The sequence below is a fragment of the Cohnella lupini genome (assembly GCF_003386205.1).
Taxonomy (GTDB): domain Bacteria; phylum Bacillota; class Bacilli; order Paenibacillales; family Paenibacillaceae; genus Cohnella; species Cohnella lupini.
Map to the genome: position 1 here is coordinate 129447 of NZ_QRDY01000012.1, position 21524 is coordinate 150970.

At 52.7% G+C, this 21524-nt stretch carries 18 protein-coding genes and 1 pseudogene; 6 read left to right on the forward strand and 13 right to left on the reverse strand.

Features of this window, described 5'->3' with window-relative positions; all coding sequences use genetic code 11:
• Positions 1-67 precede the first annotated feature (67 nt).
• From DFP95_RS19305 to DFP95_RS19330, 6 genes are all read right to left on the reverse strand, one after another.
• Positions 68-2134 carry an Ig-like domain-containing domain gene (locus tag DFP95_RS19305; protein ID WP_115994324.1) on the reverse strand — a complete coding sequence of 689 codons (2067 nt, stop codon included), beginning with the start codon at positions 2132-2134 and terminating at the stop codon, positions 68-70.
• Between the two features lie 349 nt (positions 2135-2483).
• On the reverse strand, positions 2484-3428 hold the full coding sequence (locus DFP95_RS19310; protein WP_115994325.1) for a metallophosphoesterase family protein: 945 nt from the start codon (positions 3426-3428) through the stop codon (positions 2484-2486).
• Positions 3429-3477: 49 nt separating this feature from the next.
• Positions 3478-3957, reverse strand: coding sequence for a DUF1904 family protein (locus tag DFP95_RS19315; RefSeq protein ID WP_115994326.1), 480 nt, complete (start codon positions 3955-3957; stop codon positions 3478-3480).
• 28 nt (positions 3958-3985) lie between these two features.
• Positions 3986-5290, reverse strand: coding sequence for a D-arabinono-1,4-lactone oxidase (locus tag DFP95_RS19320; RefSeq protein ID WP_115994327.1), 1305 nt, complete (start codon positions 5288-5290; stop codon positions 3986-3988).
• Complete coding sequence (locus DFP95_RS19325) at positions 5287-6429, reverse strand: amino acid deaminase/aldolase (RefSeq protein WP_115994328.1); 1143 nt, start codon at positions 6427-6429, stop codon at positions 5287-5289. Before DFP95_RS19325 ends, DFP95_RS19320 begins: the two co-directional genes overlap by 4 nt.
• Before the next feature lie 73 nt (positions 6430-6502).
• Positions 6503-7903 carry an aldehyde dehydrogenase gene (locus tag DFP95_RS19330; protein ID WP_245987739.1) on the reverse strand — a complete coding sequence of 467 codons (1401 nt, stop codon included), beginning with the start codon at positions 7901-7903 and terminating at the stop codon, positions 6503-6505.
• 166 nt (positions 7904-8069) lie between these two features.
• Between DFP95_RS19330 and DFP95_RS19335 the strand changes: the two genes are divergently transcribed.
• Both DFP95_RS19335 and DFP95_RS19340 read left to right on the forward strand, forming a co-directional pair.
• Complete coding sequence (locus DFP95_RS19335) at positions 8070-8264, forward strand: hypothetical protein (protein WP_115994329.1); 195 nt, start codon at positions 8070-8072, stop codon at positions 8262-8264.
• Positions 8265-8374: 110 nt separating this feature from the next.
• On the forward strand, positions 8375-9574 hold the full coding sequence (locus tag DFP95_RS19340) for an MFS transporter (RefSeq protein WP_181907519.1): 1200 nt from the start codon (positions 8375-8377) through the stop codon (positions 9572-9574).
• Here DFP95_RS19340 and DFP95_RS19345 read toward each other — a convergent pair.
• From DFP95_RS19345 to DFP95_RS19355, 3 genes are read right to left on the reverse strand one after another with little or no spacing between them, the layout of a single operon-like run.
• Positions 9562-10362, reverse strand: coding sequence for an ABC transporter permease (locus tag DFP95_RS19345; RefSeq protein ID WP_115994331.1), 801 nt, complete (start codon positions 10360-10362; stop codon positions 9562-9564). The two genes, DFP95_RS19340 and DFP95_RS19345, sit on opposite strands and share 13 nt — an antisense overlap.
• Positions 10343-11122 carry an ABC transporter ATP-binding protein gene (locus DFP95_RS19350; RefSeq protein ID WP_115994332.1) on the reverse strand — a complete coding sequence of 260 codons (780 nt, stop codon included), beginning with the start codon at positions 11120-11122 and terminating at the stop codon, positions 10343-10345. The genes DFP95_RS19345 and DFP95_RS19350 overlap by 20 nt, the downstream gene beginning before the upstream one ends.
• Before the next feature lie 6 nt (positions 11123-11128).
• Positions 11129-12142 (reverse strand): ABC transporter substrate-binding protein, encoded by a 1014-nt coding sequence (locus tag DFP95_RS19355; protein WP_115994333.1) that lies wholly within the window; start codon positions 12140-12142, stop codon positions 11129-11131.
• Positions 12143-12294: 152 nt separating this feature from the next.
• Here DFP95_RS19355 and DFP95_RS19360 point away from each other — a divergent pair, with 152 nt between their 5' ends.
• Both DFP95_RS19360 and DFP95_RS19365 read left to right on the forward strand, forming a co-directional pair.
• The gene (locus DFP95_RS19360) at positions 12295-13635 is read left to right on the forward strand and encodes an SEC-C metal-binding domain-containing protein (RefSeq protein ID WP_115994350.1); all 1341 of its coding nucleotides are present in this window, start codon (positions 12295-12297) and stop codon (positions 13633-13635) included.
• Positions 13636-13712: 77 nt separating this feature from the next.
• Positions 13713-14027 (forward strand): hypothetical protein, encoded by a 315-nt coding sequence (locus DFP95_RS19365; protein WP_147304188.1) that lies wholly within the window; start codon positions 13713-13715, stop codon positions 14025-14027.
• 25 nt (positions 14028-14052) lie between these two features.
• Here DFP95_RS19365 and DFP95_RS19370 read toward each other — a convergent pair whose 3' ends face one another.
• On the reverse strand, positions 14053-14718 hold the full coding sequence (locus DFP95_RS19370; protein WP_115994335.1) for a pentapeptide repeat-containing protein: 666 nt from the start codon (positions 14716-14718) through the stop codon (positions 14053-14055).
• 310 nt (positions 14719-15028) lie between these two features.
• Here DFP95_RS19370 and DFP95_RS19375 point away from each other — a divergent pair, with 310 nt between their 5' ends.
• Positions 15029-17641 (forward strand): winged helix-turn-helix domain-containing protein, encoded by a 2613-nt coding sequence (locus DFP95_RS19375; RefSeq protein ID WP_181907520.1) that lies wholly within the window; start codon positions 15029-15031, stop codon positions 17639-17641.
• 41 nt (positions 17642-17682) lie between these two features.
• Here DFP95_RS19375 and trhA read toward each other — a convergent pair whose 3' ends face one another.
• From trhA to DFP95_RS19390, 3 genes are read right to left on the reverse strand one after another with little or no spacing between them, the layout of a single operon-like run.
• Entirely contained in the window at positions 17683-18321 is a 639-nt protein-coding gene (trhA, locus tag DFP95_RS19380; protein ID WP_115994337.1) for a PAQR family membrane homeostasis protein TrhA, read from the reverse strand.
• Between the two features lie 39 nt (positions 18322-18360).
• The gene (locus tag DFP95_RS19385; RefSeq protein WP_115994338.1) at positions 18361-19761 is read right to left on the reverse strand and encodes a sialate O-acetylesterase; all 1401 of its coding nucleotides are present in this window, start codon (positions 19759-19761) and stop codon (positions 18361-18363) included.
• A 15-nt stretch (positions 19762-19776) separates the two neighbouring features.
• Positions 19777-20919: an MFS transporter gene (locus tag DFP95_RS19390; RefSeq protein ID WP_181907521.1), complete on the reverse strand. Its 1143-nt coding sequence runs from the start codon at positions 20917-20919 to the stop codon at positions 19777-19779.
• A 431-nt stretch (positions 20920-21350) separates the two neighbouring features.
• Here DFP95_RS19390 and DFP95_RS29835 point away from each other — a divergent pair.
• Positions 21351-21524: pseudogene (locus DFP95_RS29835) on the forward strand (IS256 family transposase); the annotation flags it as partial.

Here is a 21524-nt window from a genome sequence, read left to right on the forward strand (position 1 = left end):
ACCCCATACATTGTACAATGCTCGCCATCCGGATGGGAATAGCACCGGATGGCGAGAATGCATTGAGCTAATTCCTATTGAAGTAGACGATGAAAGGATTCGAGCCGTCCGTTGTTTTCAATCCGTTCCACTTCGGCGCATCGGTGATGATATTCGGCACGAAGGACATTTCATAGCTACGATCGGATCTTAATTCGTCGCGCAGCCTGAGTACGACTTCGGTGACGATTTTCCCCTTATCGTTAAGCTCGTCGTAATCGATGGCCACGTTATTTCCGTCGCGGTCGCGAATACGGAAAGCCGTCTCGTCGACGTTCGTGACCGGTTCGCTGAAGACGACCCTGACCGACTTGTCGCCCGTTGCCACGACCTGGGTTACGTAAGGGACCTGGTTCTCGACGTGAGTTCCGGCGAATGTTCTCGTGGAATGGTCACCGGAAGTATCCAAGCCCGATACTCCCGTCACCTTACCGACGTATACATGACCGGCAAGGAACAACTTTTGATTATTGTCCTTCGCTCGATATTGGAACGTATAAGCCTTATCGTTTCCGGCTTTCGGACGGACAAAGGGTACCCATTCGTTCGTCGGCAGATTTGCCCCGTTGTCCGTCAGAATGGTCAGCTTCAGATTACTGACGTCGTTAGCCGTAATGGTTCGGTCAAACACGACTTCCACCATGCTTTCATTGATCGCCGTCACGCTTGCCAATTGAACGGACACATCGGGATTGGCAATGCCTCCGAACATCCAATTGGATGACGTATCCATCACGTTGCCGGCGAGATCCGGGATATTGGCGATCGTCAGCTTATAGATCGTTGCATCCTTCTGCGCGGAAGTCTTCAAGGTAACGGTAGTTCCATCGCTACCCAATGCGGCTTGAATGACGGACAATCCTTGGTCGATTTTGTAACGTTCGGTTTGATTGGCGTATTCCGGTTTGACTTTCTCGCTGAATTTTACGGTAATCGTTGCGTTGGCGTTCACTTGGACGGAGTTGACCTTCGGCTTCGTATTGTCGTTATTTCCGACGAGATACAAGTCGCTTCGTGCGTCCATCACGTTTCCTGCCAAGTCCTTTACGTTGCGGATGGTCAATTGATAGGTTTTGCCGTCCGATTGATCCTTCGTCGTAAATATGACTTTCTTAGGATCAGCCGAAAGCTGCAAAGTCGATAACTTTAAGCCGTTATTGAACTGGTAATTATCGATACGGGTTGCCGAAGCAGCCTCCACGGGCTCCGAGAACGTCACCTCGTAAGAGTTGCTACCAAGTCTCGCTAGCTGCGTCACCTGCGGTTTGGTTATATCGTCCTGAGCGGACAAGTAACCCCACGTACCGTCGTCTACGTAAAGAGTGTGCAAGACCCCTCCGAGCTGCTTATCCGTCCACAGCTGAACCGACATGCCGTCTTGGTTTAAAGTGGCTTGCTGAATGCTGCGGGTATTGCCGTAAACATCTTTAATCGAGAATCTGCTTTTGTCGACCTGATTGATCTTTTGAAGTAGATTCACTCTTATCGATTGATTAGAGATCACGTCGACGGAGCGGATATGAAGAGGCTCCACGTTAGTCTCCTCGTAAATGGCATAAGCGGCTTCTACGAGCAATCCTCTTGTCGCATCGACCGTATAGTCGCTGAGCTGAGGGATCAGCTTACGGTCTAACGCCAGACTGACGGCTCCTCTGGCCCATTTGGATACTTTGCCGGTTACCGGAGTGGAACCGCTGCCGGATAATCCGTAGCTGCGGATGAACACGGCCGCGAGCTGCTCTACCGTAACGTTCAGCACCGGAGAGAACACTTTGGTCTGCGTTCCGCTCATTAACTTCGCGCGGGTAACGGATTCGATTTCCTGAAAGGACCAGCGCGACTTCAGAACGTCGCTATAGCTTGGCGAGGTCGCCCTCACCGGTAATTCGAGCAAACGGAATAAGACGGTCGCCATTTGTTCGCGGGTCATCGGGTCGAATAAACGCGAGCTCCCATCGGCAAAACCGGTAAAAATGTTTTTCTGTTTCAATACTTCGAACTTCTGCTCGGTCGATAAATTCGATGCGCCTTCGACCGTGAGCGGCACGCTGAACAGCATCAGCAAAGCCAGAAGTCCAATGAACGTTCTCCTCATCCCGCTTCCTCCTCTTATCCGCCCCGGGTCGAAACTTTTTACGGTTGCGGCGGCCCTACATGTTTGACGCGAGGTCGATACGATATGTTTCTTTAATGAGAAAATTCTCAGATTATAGATACGATTCGGATCAATTCACTGGAGTTTAACAACATGCATGCGACACCCCGTAACTAATCCCATAGAACAGATTGTCCTACCCACGGATTACAAGTGTCACAATACTGAGGTTCGATAGTGTTTTCTGAGGTTGGGTCTATTCGCGTTGAGGTGTGACTGAGGTTGGGAGATTGATCTTAACGGCGTGTCATGCCGCTGTTGAACAGCTAGCCATCGCCGCCGGCGACGGCTATGCTCTTGAGTACCAAACCGGGGAATGTTGGCGGGGGGACGTTACTTTCTTGCCGTTGGCCAGATGCAACCAGGTGGTAAAGTCGTTCTCTCCTTGACTAATCCGGATGACGCGGGCTCCCCTTTGGAAGAATGATCTTCCGTAAGTGTTATATCCCGTTGCCCGCCCGTAACAAAGTCGAATGCCGTGCAGCCTGCCCTCGTAATCGTTGATATGATCGTGGCCGCAAAACGTCCCCATCATTCCTCCGGCACGCACCATCTCCGCGAAGAAGCCCGAGTTGATCGTCGGGGATTGCACCTTCTCGTAACGATGCCCGTAACAGATTTCGCGATCCCAAGCTTCCCGATATTCCGGAAGGGGGATATGGAAGAATGCTAGAGAAGGAAGAGGAACGCCCTCGTTCTGCTCTTGAATCCGACTCGCCTGCGATTGGTACCAATCGATCTGGCTCTGATGTATCCAATCATACCCCGGAACGGTAGGCAGCTCCGAATAAGCGCCGCTATCGAGGAAAAACAACGCGAGCGCCGGAGCTTCCCCATTCGAATCCGCCACGCGAACGACGAAATTCCCTAGCCCGTCCACCTCTTCGGGACCGGGCTCAATAATCGTCCCGCTATGCTCCAATTGAACGCCAAGCAGTTGCTCTTTGGTCACGTTACGCTCCGCGTCGTGATTGCCGAACAAGGTAACCCAAGGTATCCCGCTCGCCTCAACGACGGATACCGCATCCCTATAGGCTTGCAAAGGATCTTTGCAGCGCAGACTCTCGATGACATCGCCCGTTAATACGATGAGATCCGGACGTTCCTCCTTTAAGACGCGCTCCATGAGAGCCTTCGTTTTTCTATCCTCCGGTTCCCCGTTATGCCAATGAAGATCGGTGAACTGCACGATCGTAAACGTTCCATCGGGCCGAAACATAAGATTATCGTTCATGGAATGACCTCGCATTCAACTTTCCGCCGATCCATCGTAGCAACGTCTACTACTCTCTCAACGCATCGTACAGCCGGCTGGACATTTGGTTCGCGGAGTTCGTTTGCTGAGCTTGCATCGTTTTCCTGACTTTGGCCAGCTCGTCCTTGAGCCGTTGATTTTCCGCCCGGAGCGCTTTCGTCGTTTCGTCTTCCTCGGTCGCGGCTAACTTTGTCCCGTTCGCATAGTAGCTAGTCTCTTCGTAGATTCTGAACGCGATCTCAACCTCGAGGATGCCGCGCGATCGGATATGCCGATCTATGCATTCCGCGGCGAGATCGCGCACGGCCTGTCCGCGGTCGAACCAGTTCACTTCCACGAAGGGAGAGGAGGGCACGATTTCCCCATCGAAGAGCGAAGTCGTGTGCAAGCATTCCAGCACAAAATAATCTAAAGGGCATTGGCATACGTTAGCGAGTTCTTCCGTCAACGGCTTGCTGATCGTACGAATGGTTTCGGGGGCAATTCCCCGGATTATCAGGTGAGGCATCAGACGTACACTCCTTCATTCTATAAAACTACAAAGCGAAGATTCTTTTTAAATACGGACTTAGGAATAGCCCGTCCGGGTCCATCTTCTCTCTTATCTCCAGAAAGCTATCCCACTTAGGATAAGCAATCCGCAATTGCTGCGCCGTGAGCGTATGCAATTTCCCCCAATGCGGGCGTCCGCCATGGCGAAGGAAAATCCGTTCCATATCGGCGAAATATTTCTCGTACGGCATTCCGCGATACATATGAACGGCGATATACGCGGAGTCCCTCCCGTAAGCCGGACTTATCCAGATATCGTCCGCTTTGGCGAAGCGGCATTCAATCGGGAAGTGAACGCTGTAGCGCTCTCGCGCCATCGTCTCGCGCATTTCCCTAATGACGGCTTCCATTGCCTCGACCGGAAGATTGTACTCCATTTCATTGAAGCGAACAAGCCTCTTAGTCGCATAGACTCTGTGGCTATGCTCGATCTTGCGGATAGTGGGAACCGTCGCGGCGCATAAACGGCTAATCGGTGCGCTTATCCCCGGTACCCACTTGCACAGCGAGGACAAGGCTCCGAAAGCGACGTTCTCCAGGATGACATCGCTGAGATAACTTGTTATTCTATGCGGAGTCGGTGTCTCCTCGGTCTCGTTCATGACTTTGAGCTGACAAGGCTCCGCGTACGGAAACCAATAAAACTCGAAATTGCGGTGGCTCGCGGCATAGGAGTTTAAGTTCTCCAAGCAGGTATCCAATGGTACTCTAGAGCTCTCGTAGCTCAATCTGTAAGAAGGGCGAAGCTTAAGCTTGACCTGCACGATGATTCCCATAGCGCCTAAAGAGATTTGCAGCGCCTTGAATAACTCGGGATGGGATTGCTCGGTGCAATCCCGCACTTCCCCCGTTCCGGTGACGATCGTGATTCCGATAACCTGCGTCGAGATATTGCCGAACCGGAGACCGGTTCCGTGCGTACCCGTGCTTATCGCTCCGGCGATGGACTGAACGTCGATATCGCCTAAGTTCTCCTGCGCCAATCCCTCCGAATGCAGAAGCTCACCGAGCGCCTTAAGCTTCGTACCCGCCCATACGGTCGCCGTGCGCGTTTCCGCGTTCACCTGCAATATCCCCTGCATCCGGTCAAGGGACAGAAGCATATCGTCGGACGCCACGAGAGCCGTGAACGAATGGCCCGAGCCGATGACGCGAAGTTTCCTCCCTTCCCTGCGGCATTGATTCACCGCTTCGACGACTTCGTCGATGTGGCTGGGATAGAGAACCGAACGCGGCTTTGCCCTGACGATTCCCGACCAGTTCCGCCAAACTCGTCCGCTCTTGATCATAGGAAGGTTTCCCCCATGCCTCTGTAGGTTGAATATCCTCCGACGATAACTCCATTCGAGACAACGTGCAGGGTATCGAACCGTTCGCACAGCTCTCCGGCTTTCGCATGACGGAAGAACACGGGATCTCCTAATCCGATCGGCGACTTTCCTCTATTCAGAAGCGGAGTCTGAACTTCTCCGGCGCCTTCCATAGGGAATAACTCCAATCCCGCCGGCAAATACGGTTTAGGCAGCTTGATTCGATCCGCCGCTCCCGATGCCGTATAGCCGCCCCCTAAGCAAGTGACGATATCCTTCCTGGGTTGTCTCACGACTTCCACCGCGAATCCGGCAGCGGGCTCGAAGCGGAAGGAACGATAATGGTCGAATAACGTTGGACTATAGAAGCCCGAGCCTGCCGTAAGCTCCGTAACCCACTCCTCTTGCCGGGAACTGGACAGGCTTCCCGTTCCTCCGGCATTGACGAAACGCAGCGTCAATCCGAGCTCTTGGATCCGCTGAACGATTCGTTGCCTCCGCAAAGCTACCTCGCGAATAGAACGGCTTTTCAAATATCGCACCACGTTATTTTTCAGGGCTGCGCCCGGAACAAGGTCCCCTACGCCGGCGATCTGCGCTTCGTAACCCATGATGCCGTCTAGCCATACCCACTTAGAGTTCATGATCTTCTCCACGACGGGACGCACATGATCCCAATCGCGTAAGGGAGAACGCCACACTCCGAATCGCAGCCCGGGATAATTGGCCGACATGTCGATATCCAAGCACAACGGCAAACGAACTCCTCGTTCTTGCGCTATTTTCTCAAGATGGTCCACATGCTCCAAGCAATCCGCCATGAACGTGATCCCATGACCCTCGCCGATCAGATCGGCCAATAGCCTTATCCCTCCGGGCTCCCAAACGGGGTAACCCAGCAATAAATCCTGTAAGCCCTGCTTAGCCAAGAAAGCCGCTTCCGTTGCCGTATAACACATGATTCCTTGGAAGGTGTCGTCCGATCGCATAATACGACGCAGCACTTCCACGGAGCGAATCGACTTGCTGGCCACGCGAATCTTCTTGTTCCCCGCCGCGCGGGCAATTTCGCGAATGTTGCGATCGAGTAGATCAATATCCACGTAAGCGAAGGGCATCGGGATGCTCGCGAAAGCTTTCTTGTAGGTTTCGTAGTCGGGAGTCAGGATGATCGCCCTTTCTTCGTCGCGATTAGCGTAACAGCTTGCGTATGATGGTCATTCCCCACTTGGAAGTAGGGTAACGAAAAGGAAAATCGATTCTGTTCGACTGTTTAAGCATCCCTTTGTAATGAGAGAACGCGCGAAAGCCATGCTCGCCATGGTAGCTACCGATCCCGCTTGATCCGATGCCGCCGAACGGCAAATACGGAGTTCCGAGATGAATGATCGTATCGTTAATGCAGCCTCCCCCGAAAGGGATCCGTCCAACGATCTCGTTCCGGAAGCCGGAACTACCTGAAAACACGTATAGAGCAAGCGGCTTCGGGTTCGCTTCGACGATAGCTATGGCTTCTTCCGTTTCCTCGTATTCCAATACGGGCAATATCGGTCCGAATATCTCTTCCTTCATTACCTTCGACTCTAGCGATACTCCTTCCAGAAGGGTCGGCGCGATCTGACGGGCCTCGACGTCAAACTGTCCGCCGTAAGCGATACGCCCATCCTCCAAATAACCGATAAGCCTTCGGAAGTGCCGTTCGTTCACGATTTTACCGTATGCCGGATGTTGAATCGGCTCGGTCCCGTAGAAAGCTTCAACGACTTTGGCGATACCGGCAACAAGCTCTTGCTTAACGTCCTTATGAACGAGCAGATAGTCTGGAGCGACGCAGGTTTGTCCGACGTTCGTTAATTTCCCGTAGACGATCCGCTTGGCGGCAAGCTCGAGATTAGCGTCCTTATGCACGATGCACGGACTCTTCCCTCCGAGTTCGAGCGTCACCGGAATGAGCTTCTCCGCTGCCGCCTTCATGACGACCTTCCCTACGGTCGGACTGCCGGTGAAGAAGAAGTGATCGAACGGCTGCTTCAGCAGTTCCGCGCTTGTCTCAGCCCCGCCTTCGACCACGGCGATGTATTCCGGCGGGAACGTACGTCCGATAAGCCCCGCAAGCGCCCGGGAAGTCGCAGGCGCCATTTCCGAGGGCTTCATGACCAACGTATTCCCCGCGGCTATGGCTGCCACGACCGGAACAAGCATCAAGTTGACCGGGTAATTCCAAGGTCCGATTATTAACGAAGTGCCGAGAGGCTCGGGTACGATCCGGCTGCTCGCGCCGATGTGACTCAAGGGGGTGCGGATTCTCCTCGCCTTGGACCAACGGCGAACATGTCGCAGCGCCACGCGAATTTCCTTTAGTACGATGCCAATCTCGGTGGAATACGCTTCCAGCGGGGATTTGTTCAAATCCTGTTTCAGCGCGTTCAATAATTCAGGTTCGAAGGAATGAACGGCGTTCCTAAGCTTATGGAGTTGCTCCTTGCGGAACGCGACCGACCTCGTAGCCCCGCTTCGGTAATAGTTTTGTTGCCGGCTTACAAGGGCCTCTAACTGCACGGATTCGGTCGCATGGAACAAGTTATCGTTCAAAGGTTCGCTCCTTCGCGGCGTCGGTCGATAAGCCGGATATGAATTTTGCTTTACTCAGATTATCTAGGTAAATAGACCCTATTGTAAAGAGTTTTCTGACAATTTGAGGTTGCAGGTATACATACCCGTAAGGTATGATCGATTTAAATACGGAGGTGTTTCAGTAATGGCAAGTTCGAAATCGAAGCAATACCGAAGAAAGACGGAGAAGGCTGGCCTTAACAACCCTGAAATCGGCCGAAATCATTGGCATCGAAAGCCGCAAACGCAAGTCGTGGGCAACAAGAAAGCAGAACAGCGCCGAACGCAATGCCGCAACAAGGGCAGGAGCGACGGCGCTTATTTTTTGTCCGCGGGGTAACCGAATCTCGTTCTCCGATCCTATTCTTCGACAATTAATGCGGAAAATATCGGATACTTATGATAGGATCTCTGTATATCCACTTTCTCCCAGGACGGAGGCTTGCTCCGATGAGCAGCGGTCAATCGCGTTCTCGATGGTTCGTCATTGTCTCTTATGCTTTGTTGGCTGCTGTAACGCAATTACTATGGGTCACCTATACTCCCATCACGAAAGCTTCGGCCGAATATTGGAGCGTCTCCGTCGACGCCGTCGGCTGGTTATCGCAGGTATTCCCTCTAGCGTACGTCGTCCTGGCATTGCCCTTCGGATACTGGGCGGATCGTTCCTTCAAAGGAACATTAGCCATCGGGGCTCTGCTCACCGGAGTCGGAGCGTTGATTCGCGTACTTCCCGGTTACGAATATTCTCTGATCGGTCAAATCGTCATATCGGTCGGTCAACCGCTCGTCCTCAACGGAATCAACAAATTAGCCGCCCAATACGCGGCTCCCGAACGCAGGCCACTTGCCATCGCAATCGGCTCTGCCAGCCTCTTCGTCGGCATTCTGGTCTCTACCGTCAGCGTGCCTTTACTCTTGGAAAGCAAGGGCATGCCGGTGGTCGTTCAATCTCAAGCAATACTTAGCGCCGTCGTCGTTACCCTCTTCCTGTTCGCCTTGAGAATACGTCCCGCCTTTGCCGACGACACGAACGCTACGGTACCCATCGGATCCATATGGTCTAATAAATGGGTTCGGCAATACAGTTTCCTGTTATTTCTCGGCTTCGGATTGTTCGTGACGTTGACCACATGGCTTGAGGTACTGTCCACGGACAGCGGATTTAACGCGGAGCAGGTCGGTTTGGCGCTAGGAGCAATGACGCTTGCCGGCATAGCCGGCGCGGCATTCATTCCGGATTGGGCCATGCTCGGATTGCGGGGACGCGGAGTGCTGTGCGCCTCCTTAGCAGCGAGCGTCGCGATGCTGATCGCCTTAGCGGCCAACTCGCCCTTCTGGCTGTTCACTGCTCTGCTGGCCTTGTCCGGCTGCTTGTTACTCGCCAATCTGCCGATCATCCTATCGTCCGCAGAAGCCAAAGCACCATCGGGGGCAGCGGGAACGGTGACGGCCGTGCTTCTCCTATCCGGAAACCTAGGCGGGATCGTCCTCGCTCTGTGCGTGCAATTCATGCTGGACAGCCGAACGTTAGCCATCTTTTTCCTCGTTGCGGTAGTGGCCGTCACCGTACCTGTCGCGTTGAAATTCCCTTCCTTGACGGCGGCGGCCGGTTCCAAAAGTTCGAATGCCGCCGATCAGGCTTCGTAATTGTATTTTTTCCTGGCAAACCGCTCTAACAAATGAACGAACCCATATAAGATGACGGAAAGCAGGGCAAGCATTGTAATGCTGACCATTACCAAATTCATCTGGAACACTTGACCTCCATAGATGATCAAATACCCGAGCCCCGCCTTAGACGATAGAAACTCTCCCATGACGACCCCTACCAGAGTCAAGCCTACGTTCACTTTCAGAGTGGCGATAAAATGCGGGACGCTCGCGGGCAGCAGCACCATTCGAAGCATCTGCGGCTTCGTAGCCCCGAAGGACTCCATCAGCTTGAGCTTCGTCTTGCTGATTTCCCGAAAACCGCTTTCCACCATAATGATGGTCACGATAATCGAGATCGCGACGGCCATGCCGTAGATAGAGTAGCTATCTCCCAGCCAAATATAGAAAATCGGTCCCAGCGCCACCTTAGGCAGCGCGTTAAGCACGACCATATAAGGCTCTAATACTTTAGAAGCGAACGACGACCACCAGAAGAGAACGGCGATCGCCGTTCCGAGCAGCATGGAAACCGCGATTCCGACGACCGTTTCCAATCCGGAAATCCAAGTATGCTTCAACAAGCTTCCTTCGAAAGCAAGCTCCCGGAAGGAGGACAGCAGCAGGGACGGCTTGCTCGTCAGCATCGGATCGACCCAACCCCACCCGGCGGCAAGCTCCCACAACGCCAGGAATACCGCAAGCACCGATAATCGGGACAAGCCGATAAGCCACAGCTTGCGCTTCTGGATCCTGAGGTATTTCTCATAGAGAGGCGACGACATGCTCCTCCAGCTCCTTCCAGATCGCGTTGAAGGTTTGATGGTATCCTCCGGCTTCCCGCTTCTTCCAAGGGGACAGCCCCTCCCCTTCATCGAACCGGATCTCGTGAATATTCGAAATCGTGCTCGGACGCTTCGACATCACCATTACCCGGTCGGCCATGCTAATCGCTTCCGACAGGTCGTGGGTAACGAGAACCGCCGTTTTTCCCTGGTCCTTGATGATATGGAATACTTCTTCCGATAACGTCAGTCTCGTCTGATAGTCCAAAGCGGAGAACGGTTCGTCCAGCAGCAAAATATCCGGCTCGGCGACAAGCGTTCGTATTAAGGCAACCCGTTGGCGCATCCCTCCCGATAGCTGGGATGGACCGTGATGGGCAAAATCTCCAAGTCCGTACCTTTCGAGCAACTCCAAGGCTTTCCTTTTCGCTATACCGCGATCCATCTTGCGTATTTCCGCTCCGACCGTCAGATTGTTGAGCACGTTTCTCCACTCGAACAGGTGATCGTGCTGTAGCATATAACCGACCTTAGGAGACACTCCCGACACCGCGGCCCCGTCGATCTCGATCTTCCCGGAGGTCGGCTTCAGCATCCCGGAAATCAGGGAGAGCAGCGTGCTTTTGCCGCAGCCGCTCGGTCCCACTATGCTAATGAACTCTCCATGCTTAATGGAGAGGTTAATGTCTCGTAAAGCCTCGGTCTCCTGCTTCAAGGTAAAATAGCTCAGTCCAACATCCGTAAGTTCGATTTGCGCCATGGCCCGTCAATCCGTTTTCCCGATATTTTTCACGAAGCTCATATCGACGATCTCTTCCATGTTCGCGATTTTCTCTTCGGATTTGAGTACCCCGTTCTCAATGAGCACGTTCTGCAGCGTATCGAATTGCGCTTGGGTCATTTCAGGATTCGTCGGCCACGTGTCTTGGCTCTTGTAACGCTCGATCGATTGAATGATCAGATCCTCCGGAGTACCCTCGAAGAACGGCGTCAGAGCCTCGGCGATCTCATCGTTGGATGCGGTCGTCAACCATTGCGCTCCTTCGGCTACCGCATTGGAGAATTTCTGAATGATTTCCGGATGGTCTTCAATGAAATCCGAGGTTGCCACGTAAGACGTTTCAGGGAACGGGCCGAAGGCTTCCCCCAGCGATGCCGCGTAAAACGCTTTGCCTTCCTTCACCAACGTGGACGCAACCGGCTCGAACAATTGGATAAAGTCGCCCTGTCCGCTAGTGAATGCGCCCGCCATGGCCGGCGATGCAATGTTAGTGATGACTTCCGCGTCCTTCACCTGTTCCTTGATCAGCGTCGAGTTCATGACCATCTGAGGAGCGCTGCCCGGTCTCCAGCCGATGATCGTTTTTCCTTGTACGTCGCTCCATTTGAAGTCGTCGAGCTTCTCGCGGGACAATAGGAACGAGCCGTCCTTGGACGTGAGCTGGTGGAAAACCTTGAGTATTTTGTCGCCTTTCTGGTTGTAGATGTAGATGCTCGTTTCCGGCCCGACCATCGAGATGTCCGCCGTTCCGGCAATCAAGGCCGCCGCTCCTTTATCCGAGCCTTGCGCGGTGTTCATGTCTACGTTAAGCCCCTGCTCTTCGAAAAACCCCTTGGACATGGCCACGTAATGTGGCGCGTAGAAAATCGAACGGATGACCTCCGAGAATTTGACCGTCGTTAATTTCTCCGTATCTTTGCCTTTATTGCCGCAGGCCGCGGTTAGCAATGTTAACATGGCGACGAGTAGCACTAGCGCGGACTTCCTCCGAACACTCATGATGTTTTCTCTCCCTCGTTCATAGCTTTGAATAGGTATTATCCTATTCAAGGCTCCTGCCGCGCGTTCATTGGGTTTTGATCCTTTCGGGATCTTTCGGTACAATAAGTGACATATAGAGTTAAGATCGTGTCGATTGGAGACGAAATTCCATGAACAAACCGGGACGCAACGATCCCTGCTATTGCAATAGCGGCAAGAAGTACAAAAAGTGCTGCATGGATAAGGATAACGGGGATAACCATGCCGAAGTATCGGTTACTCCCGAAGCTTACCTCGAACAGCAAGATTGGGGCTTCTACGCTTATCGTACGGTTGCCTCTTTATTCCTCAAGAAGGTTAAGGGAGAGTACGATAACAAGCCGATCATGGAGGCCCTTGCTCTATGGAGGAGATTTTCGGCCGATACCGAACCCGTCATCCGAAAATACGGAAGTTACGCCGCGGCGCTGGAGTACATGATCGTCACCATGTACGGGCATGAGGCGACTCAAGCTCATGTTGCGAAAAAGTATGACGTCTCCACGGCGACGTTATCTAGAACTTATCAGGTTCTCTACGATTTCGCGTTGAACTTCGAAGAGGGATCTCCCCGCGCTCCTCTTGCAGTCGATCCTCGTATCGGCATGGAACAGGATATGCGGAATTTAGAGCGACTGCTCGGCGAGCAGCAGTTCGATTCGTTCGAGGAGGCACAGGCTTTTCTTGATAAGCAGATCAATCAGCCTGGAGGATTCCGTCCTCCCGCTGCGACAAAAGTATCCGTCAAGGATCAAGCACAAGATTTGGTGTATAAGGCGTACGAGGAAACGACGGCGAAGAACAGAGTCAAGTTGGCCAAACAAGCGTTAAGCCTGTATCCGAATAGCGCGGAAGCCTATCTCATTCTCGCGGACGAGGAACGAATGTTGGAGCAGTCCTTGGACTATTTGCGACGCGGGGTCGATGCCGGGGAGAAAGATCTGGGAGCGGCTTTCTTCAAGCAGAACAAGGGTCACTTCTGGGGGTTGATCGAAACCAGACCGTATATGCGGGTAAAATACCGTCTAGCCGAAATTCTATGGTACAGCGGCGAGGCGGAAGAGGCTTCCAAGCATCTGGAACAAATGATGGAATTGAGCACCGGGGATAACCTGGGTGCGCGTTACTTGCTGCTACCCGCCCTGTTATCGCTTAAGAAAATACGCGAAGCGAGCAAGCTTCTACTTAAATACGGAGACGACTCCGCGGCCAACATCGCTTACGACCGATTCGTGATGGAATACGTGAATAACGGGTTTACGCGGCGATTGGACGAGCTTTACCGCGCCGCACTGCAAATCAATAAGTTTGTCCCCGAATACCTGACCGGCAAGAAGAAGCTGCCCCAACAGTTACCTGATTACGTAGGACATGGGGATCGCAACGAAGCTATCGATTACGCGTTCACTCACTCGCCGCTGTGGTCCCGAATGCCGGAGTTGGTCGAATGGATCGCAAAGCGGGAAAGGTAAGGAAGTATTTGTTAGTATCTGAGTTTTGCCCGACGGACCCAATACCGGCACCTCGTGCCGGTTTGTGGTATGAGAGTATGCGAAGACCTGACAACAGAATAGACTTTTTCGGTGGGGGAACAATCGGCAGATTAGCCGTTTTCGGCGCGGGTATTTGGTTGGTCGGGGGAACAATCGGCAGAATAGCCGTTTTTGGCGCGGGTATTTGGTTGGTCGGGGGAACAATCGGCAGAATAGCCGTTTTTGGCGCGGGTATTTGGTTGGTCGGGGGAACAATCGGCAGATTAGCCGTTTTTGGCGCGGGTATTTGGTTGGTCGGGGGAACAATCGACAGATTAGCCGTTTTCGGCGCGGGTATTTGGTTGGTCGGGGGAACAATCGTGCACCCATAACGGCACCATGTGGCACCGCGTGCCGTTAAGCTTCTTTAATGACGACGCCGATCAGGCGCGCGAAGCCTCGAACTTGGTCCTCGCGGACGATGCAGCCTTGGATACCTTCCAAGGTAGCGCCGATGCTGTAAAATTCGCAGCTGCTCAGATCAATTCCCGCTAGCTTGGCGCCGGCGAATTGCGCCTGGTCGATGCTCGATTCCGCGAACTCCGTTTTCGAGAAGCTTGCTTCGTAAAAGTCCGCCTTATCCAAGTTGCTTCGGAGGTAAGATACGAACTTCATATCGGCGAACCGATAAACGGAGTACTGTCCGTTACATTGGTCGAATTTCACATTGCGCATCGTCGTATTCGACAGATCGAATCCGAGCAGCTTGCAGTTAATGAATTGCACCCTATGGAGGATGGAATCGCGAAAATTAACGTTCGAAAGATCGCAACGGTTGAATACGACGTCCGTCAGCTCGGCTCGCTCTAACGCAATCTGATCGAAGTGGACGTTCTCGAATACTACTCTATCGAAAACGACCTTATCCGCCGTTTGGTTCGCGATCGTCCCCTGCCCGAACCTGCCGTTCTCGAATGATTGCTTATCTTGAATTTCATAATCTTCGATTGCAAGCTCGATTAAGCGCTCCGGAATTCTCGGCGCTTCCGGCGCGTTTGAAGATTTGTCTTTTTTCAATGCCATGATTAACCCTCCGATTCTATTAGAACACGCTCGAATAATATCCTCAGAAATAATCTAACCCTAAAATAAAGGACCGCCTCTTCCAGCCGAAAACCGACCGGAGGGCAGTCCTCTTATTATGGACGAATCGCATAGCGATGTGAAGCGGATTCGATCTCCGACTACGCCCGATGCATAGCGGGAACGCCTACCCGCGATAACGCTTCGATACAATACGATTAACCAAAGATAGCTGTTTCTGTCGATTTGCGTCGCTTTCGGAGGTTATAATATAGGAATTACGAGAATCCTGCGCATGTGGGGAGAACCTATGAAACCGATCTTGGAACCGACTCTGCTCCATACTAAAACAAGCCTCCCGGTCGCCCGGAACGATTGGGTCGTCCGAGATAGGCTTATTCAACATATCGAACGAAGCGCTCAAGGTAAGGTTACCCTCTTAAGCGCGCCTGCGGGTTTCGGCAAAACGACTTTGCTTAGCCAATGGATCCGCCAAACCGAACGTACCGCGGCATGGGTTTCCTTGGACGACATGGATAACGATCCCGTCCGCTTCTGGAGATACGTCGCCGAGGCGCTATTTTCCTCATACTCGGGGAAAAACGGGAAAGCCTTCGATCAGCTCGTGCGAACGCTGCCCGGCTTGTCCTCCAGCACGTTTCTGGATGCGTTGATCAATCGGCTCGAAGAGGCGTCCCATCCCGTAACCCTCATTCTGGAGGATTATCACCTCATCGCCGAATCGCGAATTCATGAAGGGTTAACTTACTTCATCGAACATCTTCCGCGGCATATCCATATTATCGTTTCCAGCCGGAGCGATTTGCCTTTTCCCACGGCCAAGTGGAAAGTCCGGGAAGAGCTTGCCGTTATCGATGCGTTGCAGTTGAAATTCACGTTGGAAGAAACGGGTGCTTTCTGCCGGGGAATTCCGAATATTCCGTTCGTCCTCCCTCATATCGAGAAGCTGTACGATCAGACGGAAGGCTGGATCACGGGACTCCAATTGGCGTCTATCTCTCTTCGGGAATCTACCGATTTCGAACGCTTCATCGGGGAGTTCAAGGGCTATCATCGCAATGTCGCGGAATATTTATTCCAAGAGGTCGTCGCCAAGCTTCCAGAAGACGTTCGGAAATTTCTATTAAGCACCTCCGCTTTAGGGCGCTTCGACGCGAAAGCTTGCAATGCCGTCACGCGAGGAAGCAACGGTGCCGTTATGCTGGATAAGCTCAAAACCTGGAATTTATTTCTCGTTCCGTTAGACGGCTACGATACCTGGTTCCGATATCACCATCTATTCTCCGAATTTTTGCGTAATCGGGTTAGGAAGAACGATCACGCGATGTGGGTTTCCGCGAACTTGGCGGCGAGTAAAAGCTTGGCTGCCAGAGGATTGATGGATGAAGCGATCGATCACGCCATCGCGGCGGAAGAGTTCTCCCTTACGGAGAGCCTGCTTACCCGGCATGCGACCCACGTTCTGAAGAGGGGAGAATTCCCCACCTTGATTCGCTGGTTCGACAGCTTCCCGCCGGAGGCGGAGCTTTCGCCGGAAATGTCCCTTCTATATGCTTTCCTTCTCGTCGTTACGGGGCAGCCCGCGCGCGCCGACAAGCTGCTAGCCGGACTTGAGAAGCACTTCCTCGAAATGGAACCCGGCGAAGCTCGCCAACAATTGCAAAGCGGCTTGCTGTTCGTGAAGTCGAACCTCTTATTCACGGGCGGGGATTTCGAGCAATGGTTTTCGTTTATCGGCGGGATTCTGGACGATATTCTGCCGCATAACCCCGTATTCTATAATTTTAATTACAATATGACGGACCCTCTGGTCCGCAGGACCGCTTTCGGATTAAAAGGGGTGCTTAACGGCAATACGGAGACGATAGGCAGGCTGTTCGCGGACGTGCTGGAGAAGCATGGTTGGGGAGATTCGTTAATCAATCTGTACGTCGTTCAATCGCTTGCGGAAGGCTTCTACGAATGGAACCGCTTGGAAGAGTGCCAGGATTTGCTTCATAAAGTCGAGCGGGCCGCCAGATTGAAGCTCGTACCCGGATTATACGTTCCGAATCGGATTACGCAGGCTAAGCTGCATAGACTGCGCAAGCAACTCGATCTCGCGCACGAGGCATTGGACGAGGCGCTGCAATTCGTATCCATGTTGGACGTCGCGCATTGGACCGACCATCTCGTCGCGGAGAAAGTGATGCTTTATTTGTCCGCCGGCCAGCTATCCGCGGCTAAGAAGGAAGCGGCTAAACTCCGCATGAGCGTTAAAGACAGACCTACGTATCATAGGGAGTTCGAGTATATCGCGTTCTCCCGGCTTCTTGGCGCTCAGCGCAAAGAGACCGAAGCGCTTCGCTTGCTGGAAGCTCTTAAGCCGCAAGCGGTGAGGGAGGGCAGCCTTATGAGCATCGCCGAAATCGCCATCGGACAAGCGATTATGCTGGATCGACTGGGACAGCGAACGAATTCGATGCGAATGCTTCAAGAAGCATTAACCGTCGGAGAAGCCAACGGTTATACTCGCAGCTTCGTCGACGTCGGGGAACCGATGGAGAAGCTTCTGCATCGGTTGATTTCGCATGAGTACGCCGATGAAGACGGACAATCCTCAGCTTCCTCAACGGTGTCGGAAAGCTATATCCGAATGTTGCTTAGCCTGTTCCCGCAACGGCAAGAACGGGAAGCCTCTTCCTCGCTTCCCGTTCTCGTCGAACCGTTGACCCCCGCGGAGATCAACCTGCTATATTTAATTAGCCAGGGCTTTTCCAATAAACTGATCGCGGGGAAGCTTTCCCTCTCCGAGGGATCGGTTAAGGTGTATACCTCGCGCATATACGGAAAGCTTGGCGTCTCATCGCGGACTCAAGCCGTCGTCGCCGCCCAACGTCTGCAGTTGCTTCCGGAAAGCTGATGCCGTAGTATCGTTGGCTCCGCCATCCTTCCTTTTGTCGTTCACAGTACGTACAGAAGGATGGCGAAGAAATGCATAACCGAGCCCCCGACGACGAAAAGGTGCCACAGTGCATGGTGATAGGGAAACCCGCGCCAGATGTAAAATACGGAGCCGACCGTATAGAGGAGTCCGCCGATGATCAGCAACCGTATCCCTTCGGGCTGGAGCAAATCGTTCAACGGTTTCCACGCGAACACGATCAACCATCCCATCATGACGTAGAACAGCGTGGACAGGACCAGAAATTTTTTCGTAAAAAACGCTTTGAATACGACTCCGCCTATCGCTAGACCCCAGACGATGCCGAACAACGTCCATCCGAGCGGGCTCCGTAAAGTCACGAGCAACAACGGCGTGTAGGTTCCGGCGATAAAGAGGTAGATGCAGGAATGGTCGAACGTCTCGAACAGATCCTTAACCTTGCCTTCGGGAAAAGAATGGACAAGCGTGGATGCGGTATAGAGCATAAGCATCGTAACGCCGAAAATCGTGAAGCTCACGACATGCCAAGCGGTCCCCTGGAGACTAGCGAATACGATCAATATAACGAGGCCGGCAATGCTCAGCAACGTCCCCAGGCCATGCGTAATGGCGTTCGCTATCTCTTCTTTCTTCGTATACACATGAGTATCCGCCATTATTTCACCCCTTTCCCTAGTATAACCGGGAACAAATCATCATTTACTTAGCGGTACCCCGTAAAAGGATAACATCGGCATATAAGTTAAGCTATCGAGCGGAAAATACGCAGACGGATTTCTTTCCGAGCCCCCGTGGACGTATGCTTGTCCATGAATCGGACGTCCTGCGGTTAGCTGGATCGTATTGCGTCCGGTAATATTCCAGTCCTTCACTTCCACTCCGCCCTTCTCGTCCTCCAATGCGAAGACGGGACCGGCTGGTGCTATGCTGACCAAGTACCCGCCTACGTGATCGAATTCGAGCTCCACCGTCGCATGCCCCGAGGTCGGCTCCGCAATCCATCGCGCCCGGCTGATCTCCGGTGCCCGGTAATGGATTTCTTTGCCGTACTCGGTCGCCAAGGCGGCGCGTGCCATGCGTTCCCCGATCAGCAAGTTACCCGCGGGACTGTTGTGAATCTCGTCCGACAAGGGAGAATCATTCGCGGGAATGACGGTAACGCGAGGAATCTCATGCGCCGCCATCCGTTGTCGCTCTCTCACGACTCCCCATGAGCGATCATCCTCCACCGTCGTCCCTTTCCCCGTGAAGCGATTCAATTGAACCGTTACGAACGGCAGATCGGCATGTTTCAGATCTTTCCTCCACTGGCTAACCATCGCGCTGAACCGAGCCCCGTAGGTATCGCTATTCTCCGGATCGCAGTCGCTGCAGCCTTGGTACCAACCGACTCCCCTTACTCTACCGCCTACCGCTTTCACGATATTCAGCATATTGCGGTACAGCGTGCCCTCCTCATTCGGATTCCAAGCCCGCAAGGCCGAGCCGCCCAACGAGGTTTGAACGAGCCCGATCGGATATCCCGTTTCCCTCTTCAGGATTCTCGCGAAAGCCATGAACGGAGAATGGCCCGGATTAGCCGTTTCCCGGTTCTCGATATGCTGCGTGTCGGTCGATTCGTTGAAAGGATGGGTCGCCAAGTCCCACTGTCCGTTATTCCGGAAAAGATGGATCCCGAATTCGGGGGCGTCGTTTACCGGACCTTTGCCGTAACCCGCCGCGTTGCTCTGACCGGCGATTATCCATAAGTCCCCGATGCCGACGTGGTGGATCATGTCACCGCGTATCGCCCATTCCAAATCGATCTTGCCGTTAACCTGCAAGCAAGACTCAACTCTGTATAGACCGCCTGCCGGAACTCCATCCAAGCGAACGGACCAGCTTTGTTCGTCGCCCATGGATGCCTTCGTCCAATCGACGACCGTCTCGGCCGACTCCTCCCGAACGATACGGATATGAGCTTGCGCGGTTTCCGCCTCTTCCCGAAGGAACCATGTTCCCGACAACTCGATAGAAGCCGACCCATTGCGTTGCTGAATGATTTCCCAAGGCTTCGGTCCTTGCTTAATGATGACTCCGACTTGTACGTTTTCCATTCCTCGCACCTCATCCTATGATTTGAGTATCGGTTTTCTCGCCATATAGATACCAAGCAGAAATCCAAGCATGGCTACGAACGCCATGCCCTTGTACAAGAACGAGCCTCCTCGTTCGTCGATAATCCAACCCCCCAGCGTCGATCCGATAATTCCGGATACCCCGAAGAAGGTTGCGGTCAACACGGTTTGGCCCGTCGACCTCCACTCTTCCGGAACGATCTTGTATAAGTATTGCAAGGCGCCCACGTAGAAAATGACGAACGTGAAGCCTTGGAAAATCTGCAGCGCAACGAGCCCGTAAGGCGTGCCGATCATGGAACTCAGCAGGAATCTAACGGCGTAGAGGCCTGCCGCGACCGTCATCCACAACGCTTCTTTGCCGGGTTTGATGATCCTCGAGCTTAAAGCAAACATCACCGTTTCGGTAATCGTCATGACGAACCAGGATAATCCGGTCAGATTCACGCCTCCGCCCAGTTGCTCCATGTAGAGTCCGATGAACGTATCGTTCATTTTGTGGGGGACGGCCACGATGAGCACGACGAGCAGAAAGATCAGCGTACGCGATTGTCCGAAAAAAGGCTTGAGCGCCTTCAAAGAAGGCGGAGACGAGGAGGCTTGGACATCCTTCAAGCCCGCGGCCAGCCCTATCGCGACGATTCCCGCGCAGAGAAATATCCACGACAGACTGTCGAGCCCCCAGAGCTTCAACGCGTAGCCGGCTAGGAGAGATGCGCACGCATAACCAAGCGCGCCATACATTCGCACGGAGCCGTATCCGACTTTCTCGCGTTGCGACTTCTGGAAGTTCATGCTCTCGACGAGCGGATCGGTCGGCAGAAAGAATACGTTCATCAACGCGACCAAGACGATCAAGCTCCACATTTGGTCAGCCTGAAAGAGCAGCGTTCCGACGAGCAAAGAAATCGTCAATAGTAATAAGAGCACTTTCTTGATCGTCCTCGATCGGTCGCTGACCATCCCCCATAGCGGTTGGGCGACTATGCTGATCAGGCTTCCCATGCCGAGTATCCAACCGATATGCGTGCCGGATACGCCAGCGAACTTCGCATACACCGGCAAGAAAGAGAGGAATAGAGCGAAAGTCGAGAAATAAAAAAAGTTAAAACCTTTCAATTTCGTTATAGTAGACAAATCGATATCTCCTTGAGTACGAATGAAACGATTAGAGAGAATTGAGTCGCGTCGCGGTGCTAATTAGTTGCCCGCCCTCTGTTAAGTAGATTTTAGTCGCGTAGCAACGGTTGTGATTCTAGGTAAGTAGGATGGTAATCATCGTTATTCAAGCTAATGAGCCCTCTTAGAGGCAAAGTAGGTTGAAGAACATCGCTATTGACCGAATTTTCGGAAGAAATACGGTGAATTAAGAACAATAGCGATAATATACATCCTTATCAAGCTTATATTTTGATCATTCATTGAAATTACATTGATTAACATCGCTATTGGATCTCTACCAAGGTGATGTAAAGTAGTCTGTGTACCAAAATTTGGCGCCTTCTCAGACAACAAAAAAGTAGGGTATTCTCGGGGTTACGAAGCCAACCAAGAAGGAGCCCTACTCGATGACTAATATACCCGAAAATGCGTTCGACAATCTACTTGAAAATGCTGTAACTAAGTTGGTACAAGAGAAGGTGGAGTTGCTTCTCCGCGAAGAAATCAAGAATTATATGCGCTTTGAGCAACCCGATCAACATAACAGTCTAAACGGTTACTATAAGCGAACGTACCAAACG